General features: G+C 49.3%; 18 protein-coding genes. 11 read left to right on the top strand and 7 right to left on the bottom strand.

The window, feature by feature from the left end; all coding sequences use genetic code 11:
• Nucleotides 1-5: 5 nt before the first annotated feature.
• The gene (gene rpoZ / locus CWO84_RS05220) at nucleotides 6-245 is read right to left on the bottom strand and encodes a DNA-directed RNA polymerase subunit omega (RefSeq protein ID WP_033156558.1); all 240 of its coding nucleotides are present in this window, start codon (nucleotides 243-245) and stop codon (nucleotides 6-8) included.
• Between the two features lie 475 nt (nucleotides 246-720).
• Nucleotides 721-2,172 carry a M48 family metalloprotease gene (locus tag CWO84_RS05225; RefSeq protein ID WP_165786269.1) on the bottom strand — a complete coding sequence of 484 codons (1,452 nt, stop codon included), beginning with the start codon at nucleotides 2,170-2,172 and terminating at the stop codon, nucleotides 721-723.
• Nucleotides 2,173-2,299: 127 nt separating this feature from the next.
• Between CWO84_RS05225 and tusD the strand changes: the two genes are divergently transcribed.
• From tusD to CWO84_RS05260, 7 genes are all read left to right on the top strand, one after another.
• Nucleotides 2,300-2,689: a sulfurtransferase complex subunit TusD gene (gene tusD, locus CWO84_RS05230; protein WP_101051957.1), complete on the top strand. Its 390-nt coding sequence runs from the start codon at nucleotides 2,300-2,302 to the stop codon at nucleotides 2,687-2,689.
• A 7-nt stretch (nucleotides 2,690-2,696) separates the two neighbouring features.
• Complete coding sequence (gene tusC / locus CWO84_RS05235; RefSeq protein WP_101051958.1) at nucleotides 2,697-3,053, top strand: sulfurtransferase complex subunit TusC; 357 nt, start codon at nucleotides 2,697-2,699, stop codon at nucleotides 3,051-3,053.
• A gap of 91 nt (nucleotides 3,054-3,144) precedes the next feature.
• Entirely contained in the window at nucleotides 3,145-3,729 is a 585-nt protein-coding gene (locus CWO84_RS05240) for a PilZ domain-containing protein (RefSeq protein ID WP_033156554.1), read from the top strand.
• A gap of 41 nt (nucleotides 3,730-3,770) precedes the next feature.
• On the top strand, nucleotides 3,771-4,760 hold the full coding sequence (gene birA, locus CWO84_RS05245) for a bifunctional biotin--[acetyl-CoA-carboxylase] ligase/biotin operon repressor BirA (protein WP_033156553.1): 990 nt from the start codon (nucleotides 3,771-3,773) through the stop codon (nucleotides 4,758-4,760).
• Nucleotides 4,757-5,497, top strand: a complete 741-nt coding sequence (locus CWO84_RS05250; RefSeq protein ID WP_033156552.1) for a type III pantothenate kinase — start codon at nucleotides 4,757-4,759, stop codon at nucleotides 5,495-5,497. The genes birA and CWO84_RS05250 overlap by 4 nt, the downstream gene beginning before the upstream one ends.
• Entirely contained in the window at nucleotides 5,494-6,249 is a 756-nt protein-coding gene (locus CWO84_RS05255) for a hypothetical protein (RefSeq protein ID WP_033156551.1), read from the top strand. The genes CWO84_RS05250 and CWO84_RS05255 overlap by 4 nt, the downstream gene beginning before the upstream one ends.
• Nucleotides 6,250-6,642: 393 nt before the next feature.
• Nucleotides 6,643-7,155, top strand: coding sequence for a hypothetical protein (locus CWO84_RS05260; RefSeq protein ID WP_033156550.1), 513 nt, complete (start codon nucleotides 6,643-6,645; stop codon nucleotides 7,153-7,155).
• A 181-nt stretch (nucleotides 7,156-7,336) separates the two neighbouring features.
• Here the strand turns inward: CWO84_RS05260 and CWO84_RS05265 are convergent, their stop codons facing one another.
• The 5 genes from CWO84_RS05265 to CWO84_RS05285 form a co-directional block, all read right to left on the bottom strand.
• Complete coding sequence (locus tag CWO84_RS05265; RefSeq protein ID WP_033156549.1) at nucleotides 7,337-7,972, bottom strand: hypothetical protein; 636 nt, start codon at nucleotides 7,970-7,972, stop codon at nucleotides 7,337-7,339.
• A 238-nt stretch (nucleotides 7,973-8,210) separates the two neighbouring features.
• Nucleotides 8,211-10,361, bottom strand: coding sequence for a hypothetical protein (locus CWO84_RS05270; protein WP_101051959.1), 2,151 nt, complete (start codon nucleotides 10,359-10,361; stop codon nucleotides 8,211-8,213).
• Nucleotides 10,362-11,049: 688 nt separating this feature from the next.
• The gene (locus tag CWO84_RS05275) at nucleotides 11,050-12,579 is read right to left on the bottom strand and encodes a sulfotransferase (RefSeq protein WP_240617967.1); all 1,530 of its coding nucleotides are present in this window, start codon (nucleotides 12,577-12,579) and stop codon (nucleotides 11,050-11,052) included.
• Nucleotides 12,580-12,798: 219 nt separating this feature from the next.
• Nucleotides 12,799-13,614, bottom strand: a complete 816-nt coding sequence (locus tag CWO84_RS05280; RefSeq protein ID WP_033156547.1) for a VPLPA-CTERM sorting domain-containing protein — start codon at nucleotides 13,612-13,614, stop codon at nucleotides 12,799-12,801.
• 62 nt (nucleotides 13,615-13,676) lie between these two features.
• A complete protein-coding gene (locus CWO84_RS05285) occupies nucleotides 13,677-14,639 on the bottom strand; it encodes a hypothetical protein (RefSeq protein WP_133120648.1) in 963 nt (320 codons plus the stop codon).
• A gap of 869 nt (nucleotides 14,640-15,508) precedes the next feature.
• Here CWO84_RS05285 and CWO84_RS05290 point away from each other — a divergent pair.
• The 4 genes from CWO84_RS05290 to CWO84_RS05305 all read left to right on the top strand — a co-directional run bounded on the left by CWO84_RS05290 (nucleotide 15,509) and on the right by CWO84_RS05305 (nucleotide 20,733).
• Complete coding sequence (locus tag CWO84_RS05290) at nucleotides 15,509-15,952, top strand: TlpA disulfide reductase family protein (RefSeq protein WP_225893110.1); 444 nt, start codon at nucleotides 15,509-15,511, stop codon at nucleotides 15,950-15,952.
• A 127-nt stretch (nucleotides 15,953-16,079) separates the two neighbouring features.
• Entirely contained in the window at nucleotides 16,080-16,193 is a 114-nt protein-coding gene (locus CWO84_RS24810; RefSeq protein ID WP_230410270.1) for a DUF4266 domain-containing protein, read from the top strand.
• Nucleotides 16,180-19,515 (top strand): DUF3570 domain-containing protein, encoded by a 3,336-nt coding sequence (locus CWO84_RS05300; RefSeq protein ID WP_240617969.1) that lies wholly within the window; start codon nucleotides 16,180-16,182, stop codon nucleotides 19,513-19,515. The genes CWO84_RS24810 and CWO84_RS05300 overlap by 14 nt, the downstream gene beginning before the upstream one ends.
• Nucleotides 19,516-19,938: 423 nt before the next feature.
• Nucleotides 19,939-20,733, top strand: a complete 795-nt coding sequence (locus tag CWO84_RS05305) for a hypothetical protein (RefSeq protein ID WP_205800345.1) — start codon at nucleotides 19,939-19,941, stop codon at nucleotides 20,731-20,733.
• Nucleotides 20,734-21,233: the final 500 nt, after the last annotated feature.

The following is a 21,233-nucleotide window of genomic DNA, read 5'->3' on the forward strand; positions in this document are numbered from 1 at the left end:
GGGTGTTAGATTTCCAGATGGGTTTCCGAAACGTAACCTGCGCGATGCAAACGGTCGATATTTTCTTCGTTGACAAAGCCTGCGGCTATTTCACGAAGTGCCAGCACAGTGTCTTTATCTTTGCCGCGTGGAACGAATTCATCGGCGCCTTTTTCCAACTGCCGTGCTCTTTTGCTGGCGAGTAACACCAATTTGAAACGGTTTTCAACATTTTCCAAACAATCTTCAACGGTAACGCGTGCCATTATTAAACCTTATCTGAGTTTGCGGGGGATCTTTGCCCGGTAGACTGTAACAGTATCGAGCGGACAAGGCTGAATTATAAGATAAATGGCGCACTTAGGCCAATCGAGGCTGCAAGCGGCTAGGTGGAGAAAGTAAAACGACAGGCAATAAAAAGCCCGCTATACGCGGGCCCGTCCTGTTTGTTGTAATTATTATTGTTATTGTGTTGGACGCCTGCCTTAGGGCAGTTTAGTCAAGCAATTACTATTTTATAGTTATTATTATCAGCCGTTTTACAGGCTGTTTCCCTCCCCCCTCAAAGATGCAACCCGTTAAGGTTGAATGCACTCCGTATTCAAGGTGGGCGCAGTGTATTTTAAAAAAAACCGGGTGTCCAACAAAAAAATCAGTTTTATTTCGGGAAATGGTTTTGCCCCGAAATTAATTTTCTTAAACAAAAACTTAGCTCGTATCAGGTTTTTCTAATGTTTGAAATTAGCGTTCCATTCGGCGCGATTCTTCCTCGCTGAGAAAGAAATTTAGCCGTTCGTTGAGGATGGCTTGTAGCTGAAAGCTGAGATCAGTCTGTTGTTTTGCCAATCTGATTTGCATGATCGCCGCTTCGGTTTCGCCGCTAGCGTAATAGTACTCGGCCATGTAGCGATGCGATTCCCCGGGCTGTTTGAGGTCGGCGAAAATCTGTGCGAGTAGTTCGTAATAATACGCCTGGTCTTTCTCGCTATCCGACAAGCTTTGTAACACTTGTTTTGCGCGTTGCGGTTGAGCGTTCTTGACCAGGCTGCGGGTATATTGAATTTTTAAGGCGTCATTGCTGGGGAAGGTGTTAATTGCTTTCTCAAATAATTTGCCGGCTTTTTCGTAGTCGTGCGCATCCATCGCTGTGCGGGCCAGCGCGGAGATATATTGCGGTTGCGACGGATATTGCTCGGTGAGTTTTTGAAAAATTTCGCTGGCTGCGGCGTATTGTTGATTTTCCAAATATACCAAGCCCATGCCATAGCGGGCGACAGCTCTTTGTTCCGGCGTGCCTTGCATTTCGAGCGTGGTGAAATGCTGTAGCGCGGTGCGTTTGTCCTGCGCAGTCAGCACGGTAAGCTTGGCCTTCGTCAACAAATACGCTAATGAATCCGGATATTGCCGGTAGGGATAGATTTCCGCTCTGCCGCGGGTGTCGGCCACCCGATTTTCCGATACCGGGTGGGTTCTTAAAAATTCAGGTACGCCTTTGCCGTAATAACGGGTGGATTGCTGTAAGCGTTCGAAAAAAGTCGGCATGCTGCGCGGGTCGTAATTGGCGCCTGCCAGGGTTTGCATGCCCACCCGGTCAGCTTCTTTTTCGTGGTCGCGGGTAAAGTCGATTTGAAACTGAATATTGCCGGCTTGGATTGCCATTAAAGCCGCTTGACCCATATTGGGTGACTGGGTGCCGATTAAAATGGCCGCTAACGTGGCGGCGACGGTTGGGATCGACAATTTACTGGCTTTTTCAATCGATCTGTATAAGTGGCGTTGAGTAACGTGGGCAATCTCGTGAGCCATTACAGACGCCAGTTCGCTCTCCGCTTCGGTCAACAGAATCAAGCCGGAATTGACCCCGATGTATCCGCCCGGGCCGGCGAAGGCGTTGATATTGGGGTCCATCACGACAAAAAAGTGGAAGGGATTCGACGGCGTGTCGCTGTGGGACGCTAATTGCCGACCTATGTTCTGGATGTATTGCTGGATTTCCACATCCTGATTAATTTCGGCTTGTTGATGCAAATTACGAAAAAATGCTTCGCCGAATTCCTTTTCCTGAGCGGGGGAAATGATGGCGCCTGCTGAATCGCCCATGTCCGGCAGTTGGATTTTTTCGATGTCCAAGGCTCGCGGCGACGGACAGAACAGGATCAGGCCAAGGCTGAAAATAAGAGGCTTAATTGTCATGGAAGCTCGGACTGGAAGCAGTAAATTTGGTTCAATGGCGAAACAATGCGCGGCAAAAACGGGCAGCTTGAGTGTGCTCGTATTAAAATAGGCCGAATATTGAATTTAACGATTATTCTACAGCGCGATGAAATATGCCGTACAAGTTAATGCCAGTCCTTACGCCAGCAATGCCGGCCTGAACGCCTGTCGGTTCATTCAAGCGGCGTTGGCGGCCGAGCACCAAATTCTGCGAGTATTTTTTTACAAGGAAGGTGTCTATCATGCTTTCCGTTATGCCCAGCCTCCTGAGGATGAATTTTCGATTACTCGATATTGGTCGGCTTTGGCTGAGCAATATGGTGTGGATTTAGTGGTATGCATCTCGGCGGCGCAGCGCCGGGGGTTGTTGTGTCTTGATGAGGCTGCACGTCAGGGTAAGCAGGATGACGATACGGCGCCGGGGTTTCGGATAGCCGGTTTAGGACAGTGGCTGGAGGCGACTCTGCTGGCTGACCGCAGTATTGTCTTCGGTTAACTGTGCCATGAAACGCTATCTATTTATCATGCGCCGCTTGCCTTACAGCGGGGGGCATCTGCAAGAAACTCTGGATGCCATTTTGACTGCTGCGGCCTTTGATCAGCACGTCGCCTTGCTTTTTGTCGACGATGCCGTGTGGCAATTAAAAAATCAGCAGCAACCTGGCGGATTAGATTTAAAGGATACCTCGGCAATTTTTCAGGCCTTGCAAATATACGACGTTAACGATTTGTACGTAGAGGAAGAATCCTTGCAACTGGCCGGACTCACATCCACCGATCTAATCTTGCCTGTCGTCAGTCTGCCGCGTGTCGAAGTTAGCCGCTTGATGCATCGTTACGACCTTATTATTTCCGATTAACGCTGCGGAGTTAAACAGTTGAAGCCGCTTAAGCTAAAATTCTTTATTCGTAATATTTACCCCACTTAAGTAGACCGAGGACGAGCACACCATGGCGGATGAAATTGAAGAAAAAAGGCGTTATTTTCGAGTCAACGACACGATAAATCTGCTGCACAAAGTCATCGACAAAAAAAATGTCGACGCCTTGAGTCATGTCTCTAATGATGTATTGGGCAATTGTTCATTGACCTCTGCCTTGGACGTGTTGGCGCAGGAAGCTCGCATGTTGTCGCCGCGCCTGGAAAGGCGCGATCCGGAAATGTTTGAATATCTGAAGATCATCGACACCAAAATCAACTTGATTGCACAGGCGATCAGCGCACAGAGCGAAGAGTTTTCCGAACACGATACCCGAGACGTCAGTCTCAGCGCCACTGGGTTAGCTTTTAGCAATGAAACACCTATAGCGGTTGGCGAACTGCTGGAATTGCGGATGCTGCTGACCTCGTGTATGGCGGTGATCGTGGCCTACGCGAATGTCGTCCAGTGCAAGGATATTTCCGGCGAAAGCCCGGAGCGGCCGTTCTTTATCTGTGTTGAGTACGTCAATCTCAAAGAAGACGATAGAGAGCTGTTAATCAAGCATGTCGTCAAGAAACAATTGCAACAATTGCGTGATAAAAACGAGTTTTAGCGGCGTAGTCCGGCTTTACTGCGCGTTCGACAGGTTGGCGATTGATCTCTCCTAAACTTAAACAACTTTTACATGTCCTGGCGGACGGCCAATTTCACTCGGGGACCGAATTGGCGGGCTTTCTGGGCGTGAGTCGTTCGGCGGTATGGAAACACTTAAGTGCGTTGTCCGAATTCGGTATCGAGTTACTAGCGGTATCGGGCAAAGGTTACCGTTTGCAAAGCCCTTTACAGTTGTTGGACGAGCAACAGATTGATCAGCACTTGGGTGGCCATGCTCGATCCTTGCTGGGTGAACTGGAAATTCACGACGAGATTCACTCTACCAATACTTATTTATTGGATAGGGCGCGGCTGGGTGCCGGCATCGGCTCGGTCTGTTTGGCCGAACGGCAAACCGCGGGGAAAGGGCGGCGCGGTAGGTATTGGGTTTCGCCGTTTGGTCACAATATTTATTTATCAATTTTGTGGCGTTTCCAGGGTGGGCCGGCTGCGATCAGCGGATTGAGCCTGGCGGTTGGGGTAGCGGTAATTCGCGCGTTGCGAGGTTTCGGGATTGTTGATGTGGGTTTGAAGTGGCCGAACGATATTTATTGGCGACAACGTAAATTGGCGGGGATTTTGATTGAGGTGTCCGGGGAAAGTAGCGGGCCTTGCCATGCGGTGATAGGTTTGGGTTTAAATGTGTATTTGCCGGTGCATGAAGGTCAGGCCATCGAACAGGATTGGGTCGATTTGCACGGTATTTTGGCCGAGTCGGTTCATGGTCAGCGCAATCGGCTGGTGGGCGAGTTATTGAATCAGTTGCTACCGGTGCTGGCGGATTACGAGACCCGTGCACTGGGGCATTATCTCGACGAATGGCGTAGCTACGATTGCATGCAAGGCAAACAGGTCGATATTTTTATGCACGAGCAGAGCTTTAGCGGCGTGGTGGCGGGCATCGACGATCAAGGTCTGTTGTTGCTGGAACTCGCCGACGGCGAAACCCGAGTGTTTGCGTCCGGCGAAGTCAGTTTTCGGCGCTTATGATTTTACTGGTCGATATTGGCAACTCACGTCTGAAATGGACCCAGGCAGAGGCCGGTGTGCTGAAACCGACGATGTTTATGGATTATCGCCAAGCGGATTTTCCGGAACGTTTGCGTGAGTTTTGGCTGAGTATCCCCGCACCCAAGCAAGTGGCTATGGCGTCGGTATCGGAAAATGCTCTGACCGTTTTATTGGGCGACATGGCGCGGGGACTATGGCCCGGTGTAGAGCTGATCATGCCGCAGTCTTCGCAAACAGCTTTTAACGTCAAAAATGCATACGCTGAGCCGGAGAAGTTGGGGGTGGACCGCTGGTTGGCATTGCAGGCTGCGCATCGTTATTATCCTGGGGATACCTGTGTTGTCGATTGTGGCACCGCCATCACAATAGATTTCATCGAGAGCGATGGCAGGCATCTGGGCGGCTTAATCAGTCCGGGGTTGTTGCTGATGAAAAAATCCTTGGCAAACAATACCGCTGCGCTGCCGTTTAGCGAAGACCAGGCAGAGACAAGTTTGGCGGTTGTCACGGCGGCGGCTATCAATAACGGTACCTTGTTAGCCGCGGCTGGTCTGATAGAGGCGGCCTTGGCGCGTCAGCCCAAAGCCTATCAGTTAGTGTTGAGTGGCGGCGATGGGGAGATGTTAGCGCGGCATCTGGCCGTTCCAAGCATTGTAGACGGCGATTTGGTCTTTAAAGGCTTGCTCAATTATTGCCAAAACGACAAAGCCTTATGAAGGTGCTGTTTTTTTTGTTATGTCTGCTGAATGTGTTGTTTTTTTTCTGGAAGCTACATTTTGGTGCGCTGACGCCATCAGTCGAGCCGGTCACTAATATTCCGGCCTTGCTAACGGTCAGAGAGAGACAATTGGCACGGCGTGGAGCACAAATTTCTGCTTATCTGGACAATGCTGCCGCTGAATTGCAAGCCAAGCAAGTGGCGGATATTTTGCAGCGCTTAAACCCGCCTCAAGTTGTTTTAGTTTTTAAAACAAGCCCTCATACGCCTAAGCCAACTGGTTCAGACAGGCAGAAAACCGCGATCCATCATTGCTATGAGGCAGGGCCGTTCAGCGATCAGGACGCATTGCGGCGATGGGCCAATACTGCGCGTTTAACTGAGTTCAAAGCCGTAAACAAGTCAACTATGGTTTCTTCGGACTTTCAGGTTTATTACCCGGCTGGAAAAGATGCCGAACAAACCCGTATCAATAAAATGATGCTAAAGGCCAAAGGATTTAACGATGTCTGGCCGGTAACCGATGGTGATATCAAAGGGGCAATATCGCTCGGCGTGTTCAATGAGCGGCAGCGCGCTATGCTATTTAAAAACCAGTTGGCCGAGCAAGGCGTCAAAGCGGAAATTAGGCAGCGCAATAAACTCCGGGATGAATTGTTTATTCGGTTCGTCGGGGGGCAGAGCGCTATTTTCAAGAATGTTGGCTATACACGAGTGGCCGATATAGACTGTGGCAATGCATTGAAATAGGCGCCAGACGCTGGCCGCATTTGCTACAGACGCTATGACGGTCGTTGCGCCGGATGAGGCTAATTTAGTTTCATCCGGCTTTTTTATGTCCGAAAAAATTACTTTAACGCAGTTCAAAAGGTGTAACGCACCGATTTGGTGACTTTTTTAGGCAAAAGGCAAAAATCACTCGTAACGTGTCGGTAATATTTACACTTTGCAATTTTTGCTCTTATAACTTATTGAAAAAAAACATAATTAATTGTGGCATTGTATTTGCTTTATTCTGTATGGGTGGGTGTTTATATATATCCACCCCCCTTCTTAGTTGGGATTGAGGAACAATTTTGACTAAGGAGTAAGGTGGTCAAAAGGATGACCAATTGTTAACGTTAATTTAAATGGGGAATATCCATGAAAACGCTTTTATCTTTAAAACTTTGGCTTGCTGTTTGCCTATTTGCGGTTTCGACTGTAAGTTCGGCAGGCATCATTTGGGAATCTACTGACGGCGATAGCAATTTTATCTCCTTCGGTTCTAGTTCATTCCCATTTACTTCAAGTGACACCTTCGGTATCTTTTCTGCTACCGCTGATCTGGCTATTGATGCACCTGTTTACACCTTTAACGGTGTAGGCACGTTTGCTTCTGCTAGCCCTTTCAAATTGGGTCTGTTGACAGCGAGCGGTTGGGTTAGCGAAGCTGGTAACTATGAATTGGGTGCCCCTAATACGTTCTTGTTGACCTTTGTAAAACCAGGCGTAGTCACCAGCAACTTGAGCTTTCTGTTTGGATTCGATCTGAAAGCTGCTGCGAATCAAAACCCTGTCACTAGTGTACCTCTCCCTGCATCGGTATGGTTTATGACAAGTGCTTTGATGGGCTTCCTGTATACCGGTCGTCGTAAAGCGGCCGTTCAAGCTTAAAAATTTTTGAGCTTTTTAAACCGGATGGAGTCGTTCTCCATCCGGTTTTTTTACGTCTGTTGAAAATCTCCGAGTACCTTTAGTTTCCCGCATGGCGGGAGCTTTTAAATCGCTTAGTGAATCATTATGGCCGTTGAGCTCCCGCTTTCCCGGGAGCGACGATTGATAAACAAGTGAGCAATTAATGGTCTTTCTTCACTGCTTTTCTGCTTAAGAACACGCCGACAGCGCTACCGAATAACCAAATTGGTGCGGGCAGCGGAACTGGCTGAACAGAGCCTGACACGGGTTTAAACGACACTAATTTCAACAAATCGCCATTCAGAAAATCGTTGTTCGCCGCCAAGGTAAAGTAGCCGGAGCTGGTCGGCGCGGAGGAGCCGGCTTTGGCGTAAAGGTTAAACTCACCCGCGCCGCCGTCCCATCTAGCGCTTTTCCCCCAACCGCCACCTTGCGTCCACTGGCCTATCAATTGTTGGTTAAAGTCCAGTGTTTCGCCTGCGCTATCCCAGGTGGCAAAATCGAAATCCGTCATCTGAAATGTGCCGTTTCCCAAGCCTCCCGTGGCGTTGGACACAGTTAATGTGAAAGCCTTGATTGCGTCATTGTTGCTGAAATCGAGAAAAGCCGAGCCTGGATTGGGAATGAGTTGCTCATCCAGGCTGATAAGGCCTTGCGCAGTGGCGGCGTTTCCGAATGCTAAGCCGCTGTAATCGAGACTAAAAGTAACTATTGCGGCCTCGGCGTTGCCGGCCGCACATAATGGGATAAGTACGGTCAGGCCGGTTTTTAAAAGTTTGTTGAGTTGCTTATTCATCGTTGTTCTGGTTTATATTGAAAAAGAGACTACGCCGGCCCGGCGGGTAGGGCGTTGCCGGGCGAGTGGATTTTGCTAATCCAGCCTTTAAATTCCCTGGCGTTGCTACGCCCGTAAAAACGGGAATCCGGTTCCTCTCCTGTGCGTCGGCTAGCGCAGGAGAGGCTTTGTTTAAAGCTTAGGCGAACAGCTTGCTGAAATGCCGGGATTGGAACATGTCCGTCCCGGCCCGCAGATGCTAACCGCCGCTGACTATCATGCTTCGTGCCTGATTCTTTAGGTTTATCGCGTTTTGCATGAGCGTTGTGCGGTTTGGATAAAGCTTGTTCGTTGCCTGTGTTTCGTAATAGAGCGCTTGCTGCAGTTTGTCTAACGCATCCGGATAGGGATTAATGACAGCTTCCTTAAGTACGTCGATAGCGTCCTGAGTATCTGCAATCGCCAGTTTCAAGGTTTTGACGCTTTGATCGCCGCTCAACGCCATCGCTTTTTGGTCCAAAAGATTAGAGCTGCGGATGTTTTCCAGCACGTTGATGGAGCGCAGGAATAAAGCGACGGCAATCACTTGCGACGAATCCAGTTTGCCTTGGCGGTTGGCTTTACTCGAGGTGAATGCGCCCGGCGAACTGTTAAATGCATCGGAACTGTAAAACGCCACAGTCTCTTCCAACGTGGTCACACTGTTATTGTGGAAGAACGGCGCGGTATCGGCAGCTTCGATGAGTGATGGGGTATTGAAGCGATTCAAACCGTGATGACCCGCAGGACGAGTAGTGGTGCCGGCGGGTGCGACACTGCCGTCGCTGTAACAGGTTTCGTTAAAGTTCGGACCACAATCGGTTTGTAGTGTTTGTCCGAAACCGCCATCGTATGCCAGATCAGGATCGGCCAAATGATGCAACTGGTCGCGCATGCGCTCTACGCCGGTGTCGCGCGTTGGATTGGCATTGGTGGTGGAGCTGATGCCGCCGGCGTTGGAGTGGCAGCCATTGCAGTTGCCGGTGGTGCCGAATAACACCGTACCGTCGGCAAGTTTCGGATTGTTTTTAGTGTTGAACAAGAACAAGCCGTTTTGCACTAGCGGCGACTTGAAATACATATTGGCAAGATTGATTTCTTCGCTGCGGCCCAGGGACAGCATATAAGCTTCCAACGCATCCAGCTCGGCTTCGGTAGGCATTCTAAAGTCGATGTTTTCAGCGCGAATCAGGGTTTTGGGCAAATGCTGTTTGATAGCCCCCTTGGCAAAATCTCGCAGCGATCCGCCGTCGGGTGCGCCGTCTCCCGACCAACCGATAGCATGCGTATGTGTACCGGATTGCTGTGCTTCGGGGTCGTGAGCGTTGAAATAATCCGTATCCTGAGTGAATTCGCCGTTGCCGTAGCCTGGGTTGATGGTTTTTTCAAAGGTTAAGGTGTTGGCTATACCCAGCAGATGCGACGAGCTACGCAGTACCGGTGGTCTATCGAAGCCATCGACATTGGCCACGAATAAGCCAAACTGTCTGAGCAGCGCAGGTTTTTCCAGATCGGCTAATACCGGATTGGTTTCGGCTACAAACAGCGGATCGGTTTTCGGCAGCTTGGCGATGTAACTGGGATCGATGGTATGGTTGTTGTCCGGCCTGTGGCAGGTGGCGCAGGTACGACCGTTGCCGTTAAAGGTTTGTTCGGTAAACAGCTGTTGCCCGGCGGCGATCAGTTGTGTCAGTTGTTCTGGAGAGGTGGCAGCCGAGGCAGTCACAGCCGCTTGCGCGGTTTTGGGTAATAAAAATTCGAACGCCGCTTGTGCGGGACGGGCGTTCTTTTCTGTCGTTACGGAGCCAATCGTTGCCGCCGGCCAATAGCGCTCGGTGTAATATAGCCGTTGCAGTAAGCTTGGCGAGCCGAATAACAGGCCGCCGGTTTGCGGTGTCTCTCCGGCCTTGGCAATCGCGACGGCATCCATCGTAAAGCCGGTGAAGCGGTCGCGGTCCAGTTGGGTTGTCAGTAAGTGTTTATTTTCATGGGCTGACAATGGGCCAATTTTGACCGCTTTGTCGTTTAGGTTATTGCCGGATTTGTGATTATCCAGCAGCCAAACATCGTATTCTTCTTGATTGGATAAGCCGCTGACCGCCACTCTTAATTGGCCATTCACCAGATTCAATGCCGCTTCACCATTGGCAACGGTAAATTGCCTGGATTGCGCTCGCGAAAAACCCAAGCCGACACGCAAAACCTCTAAGTTTCCTTGTTGTTCGTGCGCACTTTTCCAGCGCTCGTAGACTTTACTTAACGCATCGACATTGCCGTGGCCGGTGAAAGGGGCTTCCGGTTTGGGGGTGAGAGCGTAGCCCAAGGCGATTGCGGCGACAAAAGCCAAAGGAATTTTTAATTGTTTTTTCATGCTTATAATCCTGGGTTGAGCTAAATAAGGCTGATGCGGCGGACAACGACGGGATTTGATAGAAAGCACGGTTCCGGATGTTTCTGATCATGGTAACCAATTAAATTGTGTTCCAGCGCGGCATCCCCCAGGCAAAAGCAATAGCTATGCCTGATTGTGTTTTATAGTTAGCCGATAGAAAAAATCCATATAAAACAATGATATGAGCTTGTTGAGTTCTGGTTTTATCAGACGTGAACAAGCATGAGCGGGTCGCTAGATGATTTTTTCGATATGTCAAACTTCTAGCTTTCGGATAAATGGGTCATATGCCTTATATCTGTGTTATATGACACAGTCATTTAGATTGTCGACGCTGAAAGTACTTTAAGCTTTCGCTAAACAGTATGTTTTAGAGGCTTTTGACAGGAAATATTTTTTTGTATTGCAAATTCCAGCATGATTCCTCCGGTTTTTTGGTGTGGACTCCTCCGGTAGGCGCGTTTTGGCTATTTAGCGTGTCGGAAAATGGGTTATTTACCTTAAATTACAGATGCTGGAAGTTCTGCGGTCGGACTGAGTGGCTTGCGGCGCAACTGTGTTCAGTGGACGTGGATCGGCTGTTCCCGATTAATGGCTGGAAAATTAATCGCTTTGAGTAGGCCGGGGTTTCGGGACATGAATCCCGTTTCCCAGCCCTTAATTTAAGCTAGTTTTCGTAGCCAAACTCGTTTATGAATGGTTGCAGCTCAGGCAGGATGGTGGTGTATTCCGCTCGATAATGCTGCCAACGGCCAACTGATGATGAATATAAAGGTTGCGCGACCTGGCTAAAACTGGGGCTGGCGATGTACTTGCCGCCTGCTTTTTTATGGAATTCGGCGACTGCCGGATCCCACTCCAAACCAATAAAATCAAACACCTTTCGGAATGCCGGTTCGAAATCAAATACCGCGTCTTCGTATCGGAACTCGATAAAACGCATCGTTAATTTCGGTCTGATAGTCAGCCACCAGTCCATGACTTGCGCATAAAACCGGGCAGTACTTTCCCAGCTTAGTAATTGCACCGTTGATGGCGTCGGCAACATGGTTTGCATGAAGCAGCTCAAGCAAACGTCGCGCGGATCGCGCAGCAAAAATACCAGTTTGGCGTCCGGAAAAATGCAGTTGATCAAGCCCAGATCGATGGTGTTCATCGTCGTCTTATCCAGCAATAATCGGGTGCCGATCTTATCGCCGTACAAGGCGCGGGCTCGGTGCCAGTAAAACGCACGTAAGTGTTCTACGCCTGCTAAATCAAGTTTGCGCAGTTGCTCGGCGACGTGACCTTGTCCATTCGACATTCGCTTAAGTTCCTTCGCCATCGAGATAACCAGATCGGTTTCGTCCGCGACAAAAATTTCCGGATGGGCGGCCAGCACTTCCTGGGTTAGGGTAGTGCCGGTACGCATAAAGCCCAACAGAAAAACCGGCGCGGGTTGGTCGGCTGGAAACTCGGTATGGGTCCAGCGTCCCAGTAGTTCGCTATCAAATTCCGTCTTATGTGTTTCCAGCATTTTTGGAACTAAGCTGGCGTCTTGGCGTTTTACTTCCGGTAGGCGCGGCGCCTGTTCGGCGGCTGCATGCAAATGCGGGAAAACCTGATCATATTGTCCAAGCTTGTCCAGAATCCGAGCCAGCTCTTTATTGGCTCGGAATCTTTCTTCGGTGGTCAATAAAGCGTTTTGCAATACCTTTTCCAAACGTTGTTTGGCTTCTTGGTTCAGGCCATCGGCAGCTTCCAGAGTGGCGAGTAAAATCGACAGTACTGCGCTGTTCGGCGCCAATTTCAATGCCTGTCTACCGGCTGCGAGGGCGGGTTTTTTCTGATTTAGACGAGAGTAGGTCAAAGCCAGCAATTGATAGCCGCGCAATTGCCCCGGATTAATTTGCACGGCTTGTTTGCATAGCGCCAGTGCACCGGGAAAATCGTTCCAATACTGCAATTGGTCGACCATATCCAGAGCCAGGCCAATGTCGCGGCTTTTACGGGATTTTTTTAACAGCAGCTGCCCGGACTGATGAAGGTGCGCCAAGCCTTCCTCGCGCTGCCCGAGCCAGCATAGCGATTGTCCCAAGCAGGCCTTGATTTGCGGATCTTTAGGGCTTTCCGCCGCTGCCTTGGTAAACCATACCACCGCTTCGCTGAAATTTTTTTGTTGGACGGCGGCCTGGCCGAGTTGCATGAATGGGGGCATGGTGTTTATCGCTATAAAATCGAATGACAGTTGTCTGAGGGGGCGTTTTTATTGTTAAGCGAAGTTGCAAAACTCGCTTAAATCAATTACGTGAGGTGCTTTAGGGGATTGCGGTTTGCTGTAATTTGTCTTGGCCTCCTGCCGCTGGGGTTTCAATACGTTATTGACGCTGATTATATCTTAGCCGCGCCAGCTATTATCACCTGGTTGTGAGCATACTTAGCGTGATGTTGGCTGCCGGTTTTTTCTGGCAATCGAAATCAAGCCTAACAGTCCGCTGCCGAGTATCCAACTCGCGGCGGGAAGGGGGACTGCTGTTGGTGTATCTACGGCAATATCGTCAATTTGCACTTTGAATTCCGCGCCGATTTCGATTATATCCTCAACGCTTTGCGCGCCATGGAAATGTATCCAGACCGCCGCGACATTCGCAAAGTCTTGATTCAGTGCCAGCGTTCCGGAAAAGCCATTTTCAACTGTCTGATAGGCTACTCGGTTGCTATAGTGGGTGCCGTCGCCATTGGTCAAATCCGGGTTCAAGGCGCTGCTAAACCCTATGATTTCGTAAAAATGAATTGCCGGATCAAAATTTTCCGGTATTGGCGTTCCGCCGGCATAAGGATTTCCTTCGGCGGCGTAAGGTGCTTTGAATTGTATGCTGTGCAGACTAAACGCGGTCGAGTCTAGGGCTCTTATATAGATACCCGGTGCATCAGCATGGTAAGACAACTCGGAATCCGTCACGGAATTCAGTGCATGTAGATGCCCCCCGGTATTGATTGCTTCCGACAATGTGCCGACGACAAGACCATTCTGATAAATGCATGCCGTGGTATTGCAAGTGCCATCGGCGCCGGGGGCGGTGTTGGCGTGGCCGTAATAGGCGCCAACCGGTAGTACCGGGTTCGGCGAAGCTCTATCGGGTTTTACGCCGAAGTCGACGAAGGTTGGGGCGGTAATCGCCGCGTCGGCATGGCTACTTGCTGCAAGCATTGCTAACCAAATTACCGCTAAAGCCGGTTTTGCTTTATTCATAAATATCTTCAGGTTGGGGGAAGAGGGAGTTGTAAAAGATTTCACAAATGCCGATAGCCTACTTAAGCCTCACTTCGGTCACGGAGTTTTCCGGCAGCAGTCCATATGCCTGCGAGGCCGGTGATAAGTAGCCAAGCTGCGCTTGGAATCGGCACTGCCGTGGAAATATTGACGTTGTCTAATTGCATGCCGAAGCTGATTCCGATGTCCGGAACGCGGGGAAAGCCGTGGTAATGGATCCAGAAGGCATTGATATTTCGAAAGTCTTCGTTGAGCAGTAAATTGCCTTGGAAGCCATTAGCGACAGTTTGATACGCCACGCGCGTCGAGTAATTGGTGCCGTCGCTGGTCGCGCCGGCAAGGCCTGGATTCGCAGCGTTATTAAAGCCCAGAATTTCCCAATATTCGTTGTCGCCTAGAAAGGCTGTGTCGTCGGGGCTAGAAGAAACTGGCTCGGGTACCAAGTACTGTCCGCCATTGCCGTCATCGTAGGCGGTATAAGTTGGATTATCGCCGTAAATAGGGTTGCCGGCATTAATCGGGGCAAAGAAGTCCATGCTATCTAGGCTAAAGGCGGAACTGTCTTTAGCCCTGATGTATATGCCGGTGGAATCGGCATGATATTGAGCGCGTTTGTTCCCGCTAACTGTCGCGCTATGAATATGTTCGCCGCCTCCCTCGTAAACCACTCCCACCAGAAAACCGTCCTCCTGGTAGCATGTGCCGTAAATAGCCGAGGGCCCTGGGCAGCCGCCTGTTGCAGGGTTTGCCGGAAGATCGGGTTTGCCGGCAGTTGCAGTACCTAAGGCGCTGAATCCAATCACGGTTGGTAAGGTGGGCGGCGTAATTGCTGCCAAGGACTGCGAACTCGCCAGAATAAGGCTGCTGGTAGTCAGGCAGCGAAATATCGATTTCTGCATAGTGATTTTTTCCTTGAAAAGTTTTAGAGGCATGAAAATCAAAGAACATGCCTGTCCTTGATGTGTTTTAAGGCTAGAGCTCAGTGGAATCAAACAGTGGGTCATAGGTCGCAACGTAGGATAGGCAATACGTCAAAAGCTGCCGCAATATCCGTACCATGTTCGTTAGACATTTCGTCGGCCACAATCTTATAAACGGCTGAATCAGGGGTCGGCTGAGGGCATGAGGTGATTCAGCCAGCAAAGGTTTGAAAGGATAATAATTAAACTATGTTATATAGCTACGTATCGACGTAATTGCGGGTGATTACTGGTATTTTAGGCTTTTCGTCTAACGTATAAACCAGTATGCCAAGCAAGTTTAAACTAGAACCCAAATAATCCATTCGCCAGAAATACACCGAATTCTGACGATTTCTAATGGATGCCATTAGAGTAACTTGTTGATATTAGTGCGATTCAGCCTCTAATGGACAATCTGGGTTGAATGCAGAGCTCAATGTCTGCAAATGAACGTTATTCGAATTGCTGATTGCGCCTATTCGAACGTATTAAAACCGTACAGCATCTAGGAGGCGGTTCCGATAGGAACACCGCAACGCTTTGATTTTGCTGGTTTACTGGGCAGATTGTTACGGTTTTTAACGAACTTCGATATGCGTATTTGTAACATGTTCACGTGCCGCAACCGGACCGGTTGCCTGGTTTTTAGAGTTTTATAATGCGCAATATTATTTGTGGCATATTACTTGCTGTAAATTGGGTGTAGCAGCAAGCATGAGCTTGGCTTATCTTGAAAGATGTCGATTGTGTATTGCTTGCAAAAGTAGTCCGTAGTCTTTTCCTGGGCCGGGAGGCGTAGGTTGTGACTGCAGATTCAAAAAACTAAACTGCAATAACAGCAACATTATAGACATACCCAGACCATGAAATTAAAAGTTGTAGCAGCGTTTTGCCTCATAGCCCATTGCAGTATGGTGTTATCCGCAGAGATAGGAAGTTCGGTGCCGAGTTGCCCCGCAACTAGCGCATATAGGACTAATCGGCTAGATATTTCCGCTTACAAGGGCAAAGTGTTATTGATAGATTTTTGGGCGACCTGGTGCGGCCCGTGCCGAAAAGCGATGCCATTTTTGAACGGATTACGTAATGAACAACTCAAGGACGGCTTTGAAGTGATAGGAATTAATGTCGATGAAGACATCGAGGCTGCGCAAGAATACTTGAAGTCCGCCGCAGTCGACTATCCGATGTCGTTTAATCCAGAAGGCGACTGTCCGCGCATTTTCGGAGTAACAGCCATGCCGTCATCATTTATCGTCGATAAACAAGGCAGAATTCGGATGATTCATTTGGGATTTCGCGACGAAGACAAAGAAGGGTTGCGCAAGCAGATTACCCAGTTATTGAGCGAATAAGATGTTGTTGGATAACAATCGGATTGTTTCGCTTATATGCAAAGGGCTGGCTCTGATTGTATTGACTCAATGTTTTGGCTGTAGCGCCGTGTCTCCTTGGGAAAGAGGTAATCTTGCCAAAGACGAAATGGCGATCACGCCGTATCCAAACAGGGAAGCTTTTCGAGATCATATTTTTACCAGCAAGGAAGCCTCGCAGGGTGGACACGGCGGTTCGGGAGGCGGCTGTGGCTGCAACTAAGCTCGAAAAAAACAAGGTTTTAGCTGCGCTGACATCTGCAGCGTTAGGATTGCCCGGGCTGGATAGTCATGCGGCAACGCCGACGACTCAGGCCGAGGCCAACGCGCAGTACGGCTATTATCAGGAAAGCGATAACCGAATGCGCGTAGAGGTATATCACGGCGATTTTGTGATTCCAATGTCGGATCGCCTGGAGTTTACCTTCAGCGTGGATCGGGATACATACAGTGGGGCGACACCGTCGTTCAGTATGCCCGAGGTGATGGCGAACCAAACGAAAATAGATCAAAACCAGAATCGTGCCGATGTGATTTCGGCTGCCTCGGGCGGAGTAGATCCGACCAAGTTGGCCGGATATCAAGGTGTAATGTCATTTAAAGAACCATTCGAAGCCTATACTGCCATAGGATCCCAAAGCCAACAGCTCGAATTGAATTTAATCCAGCAGGGTACCGCTGCTATAACGGCGAATACCGATCAACTGCTTACCCAGTATCAAGCTGCTAATCCAGCACCCGGTTTTCCGGCGGGTTGGGGGCAGACTATTTCCAGCGCAGTTACTATCGATTTTCAGGGAGTAAACGCGGCTGTTTACGGTAAGGCTGATACCAATACTGGCGGGTTCTGCCCGGGTGGAGCGGGGTGTTATCAACAAAATGGCATTGTAGTCGGCACAATTTCCGATCCTCTAAATCCCGACGGGCATCTCCATCGACAAGGCACAATTGCAGATCGTGAAATCCAATACCATGCCGACTCATCGGGCATTTATATCCGCGAATTGGATGGTAAGGCTTTTCGCGCTGCAAATATGTTTTTTAACAGTCTGCAAGCAAATGGCTCAGGCGTTAATGATGTCTGGGAAATCCTCGGTTTTAATTCGGCAGTGAATCAAAACTTGAGCACGGGTGATGGCGCAAATTACGCGAATCGAGTGGCTTATCAACAAGTTGCCACCAACCATACCGGCATTTTGGCTCTTGATTCATCGTTCTCGAATATTAATGCGCTGTGGATTCATTACAAGGGTTATATACAAGATGTGACAAATTCAGGCGCTGATTTTGAGCTGAGGGTTGACGACATCAATCTTGCGCCAGCGCAATTTGCCAACGCAACACCGGAACAAATTGCATGGCTGCAGGCCTATAGTGCATATCAGAGCAGTCTTGAAACGGCGTCTGCATCTCAGCGACAAGCTATTATTGATAATGCGGCTGCACAAAAGGCGGCATTCGAAAAGAGCGCCTTAATCAGTATATACCGCAATTTTCTGAACCAAGTTGTCCCGCCCAACACTCGGGTCAAGCAAACGTTCCAGACTCAGCCGCAAGAAACCCGCACGCAACCCGTATTCGGCGCCAAATATTATTTCGATGACGCTACTTTGGGGGTTTCCGGCGGTCAATCGAACGAGCCCGATTTCAACTCAAACTTCGGTTCGGTTAATTTCTCGCAGGAGTTTAATAACAAACTTACCACTGTTTCGGCTGGTTATAGTTACACCCATAATGATGTTACGCGAAGCGGTGGTGGGCACAGCGATCATCATTCACAAGATCCGGGTCACAATCCGGCGATTTATCCTGAGCTTGATGAGTCTAGTGAGTCCAATGGGTTCAATCTTGGTCTGTCCCAAGTGCTTAATAAGAATGCATTATTGCAACTTTCGGCCAACTACACCCGGCAAAGCGGATACCTTAGCAACCCTTATAAATATGTGTACGTACGTGGCGAAGTTACTGCCGAAGAATATTATGAGATGTTTAATTCGCCGGAAACCGTAAACTGGAGTGGCATTACAAATCTGGAAATTGTCGGTATCGATTTATTCCGAGAAGTTCGTCCAAATCTGAGGAATCAATTTTCTTTCTCTACCCGGCTGAATCAATATATCCCGGCGGTCGACGCCGCTTTGCACATGGATTATCGTTATTTTCGGGATGACTGGGGCATTGATTCCCACACTATGGAAATGAAGTGGCTGCAAAAACTGCCTTTCGGTCTCACTGTTACGCCTAGTCTGCGCTATTACTCGCAATCCCAGGCCGATTTTTTCGCGCCGTATTTTTTGGCGCCACGCGCCGACGGGATGTATTCCAGCGATTTCCGCCTTTCCGGCTATGGAGCCCTGAGCGGCGGTGTTACCGTAGCCAAGCAGTTCAATCGTGGTATCAAACTGGAATTGGGCATGGAGTATTACACCCATCAAGGTAATCTGAAATTGGGTGGGGGTGGCGAAAGTGATTACGCCGATTTTAGTTATTGGATGGCGCATGCAGGACTCAATATCGCGCTATCGGCACCGGGACAAATTTTCGGCGGTGGCGCCGGCGATCACCATCATCACCATAATCACGGCGCATCGGCCCCGGCTGGCGTGATGTTCGCGCATATGATGAATAGTGCGGACGACATCATGGTAGGTTACCGATACATGTACGCCAATCAGTCCGGTGGTATGTATCAAGGCTCGCATGCCGCCGGTGACAGCGCTGTGTTGAATTATGCTTGCGGTACAACCAGCTGTATCTCGAGGCCGACCGAAATGGGTATGCACATGCATATGCTTGATTTGATGTACGCACCTACTGATTGGCTGAATCTGATGCTGATGCCGCAGTTGATGGATATGAACATGAGCCTGGAACAATTGCCGGGAGCGGTTGCAGAGACTGCACACGGGTCCGGGCACGAAAGTCACGGTTTAGGTGACACGCTGATGGTGGCGATGGTCAAGGTGTTCGATGCGCCCGGTCATCATGTGCATGCCGGCGTGGGCGTTAGTGCGCCTAGCGGCGATGTGGACGTGACGCTGGATGGTAGAGACGAGCCGGACAGCGAGTTACAAGATTACGGCATGCAACTTGGCAGCGGTACCTGGGACTTCAAGCCCAGTTTAACTTATACCGGTCAAATTGGCGATTGGAGTTGGGGTGCTCAACTTAGCGGTACCAAGCGTTTACAGGACCGAAATCCATCGGGTTACGCCTTGGGTGACATGTTTCAGGCCACGGCTTGGGGTGGCTATAGCGTGTCCACTTGGCTCTCGGCCACGTTGCGCGGTATTTATACCGACCAGGGCAAAATACGCGGTGCGTTTAATCGAATAAGCTCTTCGGGTGCGACGGTTGACAGTCCAGCCAACTACGGCGGTAAATTCTGGGATGTTGGCTTCGGTCTAAATCTGAACGTGCCGGATGGTGCGATGGCAGGTCACAACTTTAGTGTGGAATGGCAGCAGCCTGTCGCCGACAAATTTAACGGTTTCCAGCTGGAGCGCGAAGGTGTGTTGTCGGCTACTTGGAATTATGCGTTTTAGAAAGGCCTGGTATTTAGCCACTCAGCAAATATGTAAGTGCTTTGCCTCGGTTTTTCAGAAAATAAGTGATATGGCTCAATTATTCGATTTTTTCGCCAGAGCGAAAGCCGTGGAGCCCGCAGAACATATGATTTCCTAAGGATGGCATGATAACTGCTTTAGCTTTGTCGGGAAATCTGCTGGCTAAGCCCGCTTTCTAGGCGGAATTCCCTGATGCAAGTGCTGAACAAATCGTCGTACACCTCAAGAATTCGGTAAGCCAGGTTTTAGCCTCCCATGGATTGCCGTTGGTGGAGTGGAAAATAGATTTGACCAGCGCTTTTGAATGTAAATGTCCAATCCCCCGAAATCCGGACATTCAAACTGAATGACAGGCCATCGGTCTGTTGCGTAAGATTTTATCTGATGGAGATTTTATCGATGATGAACAAAGCTTTTACACTCAAGACCTTGGGTGGTTTATTTTTGGTTGGCACGGCGGCTTTAGCGACTAATGCTGAAGCGGCGACTGTCGATTTCCAAGGAATGACAGCGGCTACTTATGGTAACGCCAATGAAACAACTGGCGCTTTTATCGGTGGCTGTCCAGATTCCAATTGCTTCGCTCAAAACGGTATCGTAGTGGGTACTGTGGGCGATCCTACTGATTCCGGCGCTCATTATCATCGTCAAGGTACTTCAGGTGATCGCGAAGCGCAGTACCATCCGGATTCCACCGGCCTATATGTGCGTATGGCCGATCTTTCCAACTTCAGCTTGCAAAATATCTACCTGAACGTAACCAATGGCGAGGCGGGTGGCAATTTCGTGCTGTACGGTTACAGCAATGCTATCAACAACGGCTTGCTGACTGTTGCCGGTGGAACTAGTGGCGGTGCCGGTTCAAGCAGTGACCCGGAAGGCGGTAATACTGCACCTATCGCTAGCTATGTCGTAGCTAACGATGGTACTTTCGATCAGAACGTCACTTTAAGTGACCTGTTGGCTGCCGATTCCGATTGGGGTGATATAGGTGCGTTCTGGCTGACTTTCCAGGGCTTTAATCATAGCCCAACTGTAAACTATGCTTTGGGCAGTTATCCGGACTGGGATATTCGTATTGACGATATCACTCTGGATGCGCCTGTTTCAAGTGTGCCGGTGCCTGGCGCGGTATGGTTGTTCGGTTCCGCTTTGTTGGGCATGATTGCGCAAGGCCGCAGAAAAGCCATGATTTAAGCTGGTTATTTGAAATTCTGCTTGAACTGAAGGGCAAGGCGAGTTCGTCTTGCCCTTCTTTGTTTGTAGCGGAATGGAAGTGGTGGCTATAAATTAGTCCCTGAAAATGGCTTGCTCGCCATTACCTGAATAGCTCGAAAATAGGGTAAATGCCAGTAAATCTATGCTGTATATAACATAGATTAATTTATGGAACATTTACGACCAACAACGCGCCTGTTGGTAAAAAGTAAATTAGACCAAAGTCTTATAATTGTCGCGTTGACTGTGAAAAATATGAAGTCTAATTCGCAAAGGACGTTTTTTGGTCCGCTATCGATCTAACCAAAAACGGCATTATTTTGTTCACAAGTGACTGACCATACTTTCGGTGTTGGTCTTGCGTTCGCACCGGCGCTCTTTGGCGCCAATTCCCGTATTTAAATAAGTGATTTAACCTGTTTTTTCTTCCTGGGGTCTGATTATTGTTGGTTAAGGCGAGGCTTTATAAGGCTTTTCGC

The organism is Methylomonas sp. Kb3, assembly GCF_002834115.1.
Taxonomy (GTDB): Bacteria; Pseudomonadota; Gammaproteobacteria; order Methylococcales; family Methylomonadaceae; genus Methylomonas; species Methylomonas defluvii.

Bases quoted from the DNA above. Each gene is read 5' to 3' on its own strand.
- rpoZ (WP_033156558.1), bottom strand. From the start codon at position 245: ATGGCACGCGTTACCGTTGAAGATTGTTTGGAAAATGTTGAAAACCGT.
- CWO84_RS05225 (WP_165786269.1), bottom strand. From the start codon at position 2,172: ATGACAATTAAGCCTCTTATTTTCAGCCTTGGCCTGATCCTGTTCTGT.
- tusD (WP_101051957.1), top strand. From the start codon at position 2,300: ATGAAATATGCCGTACAAGTTAATGCCAGTCCTTACGCCAGCAATGCC.
- tusC (WP_101051958.1), top strand. From the start codon at position 2,697: ATGAAACGCTATCTATTTATCATGCGCCGCTTGCCTTACAGCGGGGGG.
- CWO84_RS05240 (WP_033156554.1), top strand. From the start codon at position 3,145: ATGGCGGATGAAATTGAAGAAAAAAGGCGTTATTTTCGAGTCAACGAC.
- CWO84_RS05250 (WP_033156552.1), top strand. From the start codon at position 4,757: ATGATTTTACTGGTCGATATTGGCAACTCACGTCTGAAATGGACCCAG.
- CWO84_RS05255 (WP_033156551.1), top strand. From the start codon at position 5,494: ATGAAGGTGCTGTTTTTTTTGTTATGTCTGCTGAATGTGTTGTTTTTT.
- CWO84_RS05260 (WP_033156550.1), top strand. From the start codon at position 6,643: ATGAAAACGCTTTTATCTTTAAAACTTTGGCTTGCTGTTTGCCTATTT.
- CWO84_RS05265 (WP_033156549.1), bottom strand. From the start codon at position 7,972: ATGAATAAGCAACTCAACAAACTTTTAAAAACCGGCCTGACCGTACTT.
- CWO84_RS05270 (WP_101051959.1), bottom strand. From the start codon at position 10,361: ATGAAAAAACAATTAAAAATTCCTTTGGCTTTTGTCGCCGCAATCGCC.
- CWO84_RS05275 (WP_240617967.1), bottom strand. From the start codon at position 12,579: ATGCCCCCATTCATGCAACTCGGCCAGGCCGCCGTCCAACAAAAAAAT.
- CWO84_RS05280 (WP_033156547.1), bottom strand. From the start codon at position 13,614: ATGAATAAAGCAAAACCGGCTTTAGCGGTAATTTGGTTAGCAATGCTT.
- CWO84_RS05285 (WP_133120648.1), bottom strand. From the start codon at position 14,639: ATGACCCACTGTTTGATTCCACTGAGCTCTAGCCTTAAAACACATCAA.
- CWO84_RS05290 (WP_225893110.1), top strand. From the start codon at position 15,509: ATGGTGTTATCCGCAGAGATAGGAAGTTCGGTGCCGAGTTGCCCCGCA.
- CWO84_RS24810 (WP_230410270.1), top strand. From the start codon at position 16,080: ATGGCGATCACGCCGTATCCAAACAGGGAAGCTTTTCGAGATCATATT.
- CWO84_RS05305 (WP_205800345.1), top strand. From the start codon at position 19,939: ATGAACAAAGCTTTTACACTCAAGACCTTGGGTGGTTTATTTTTGGTT.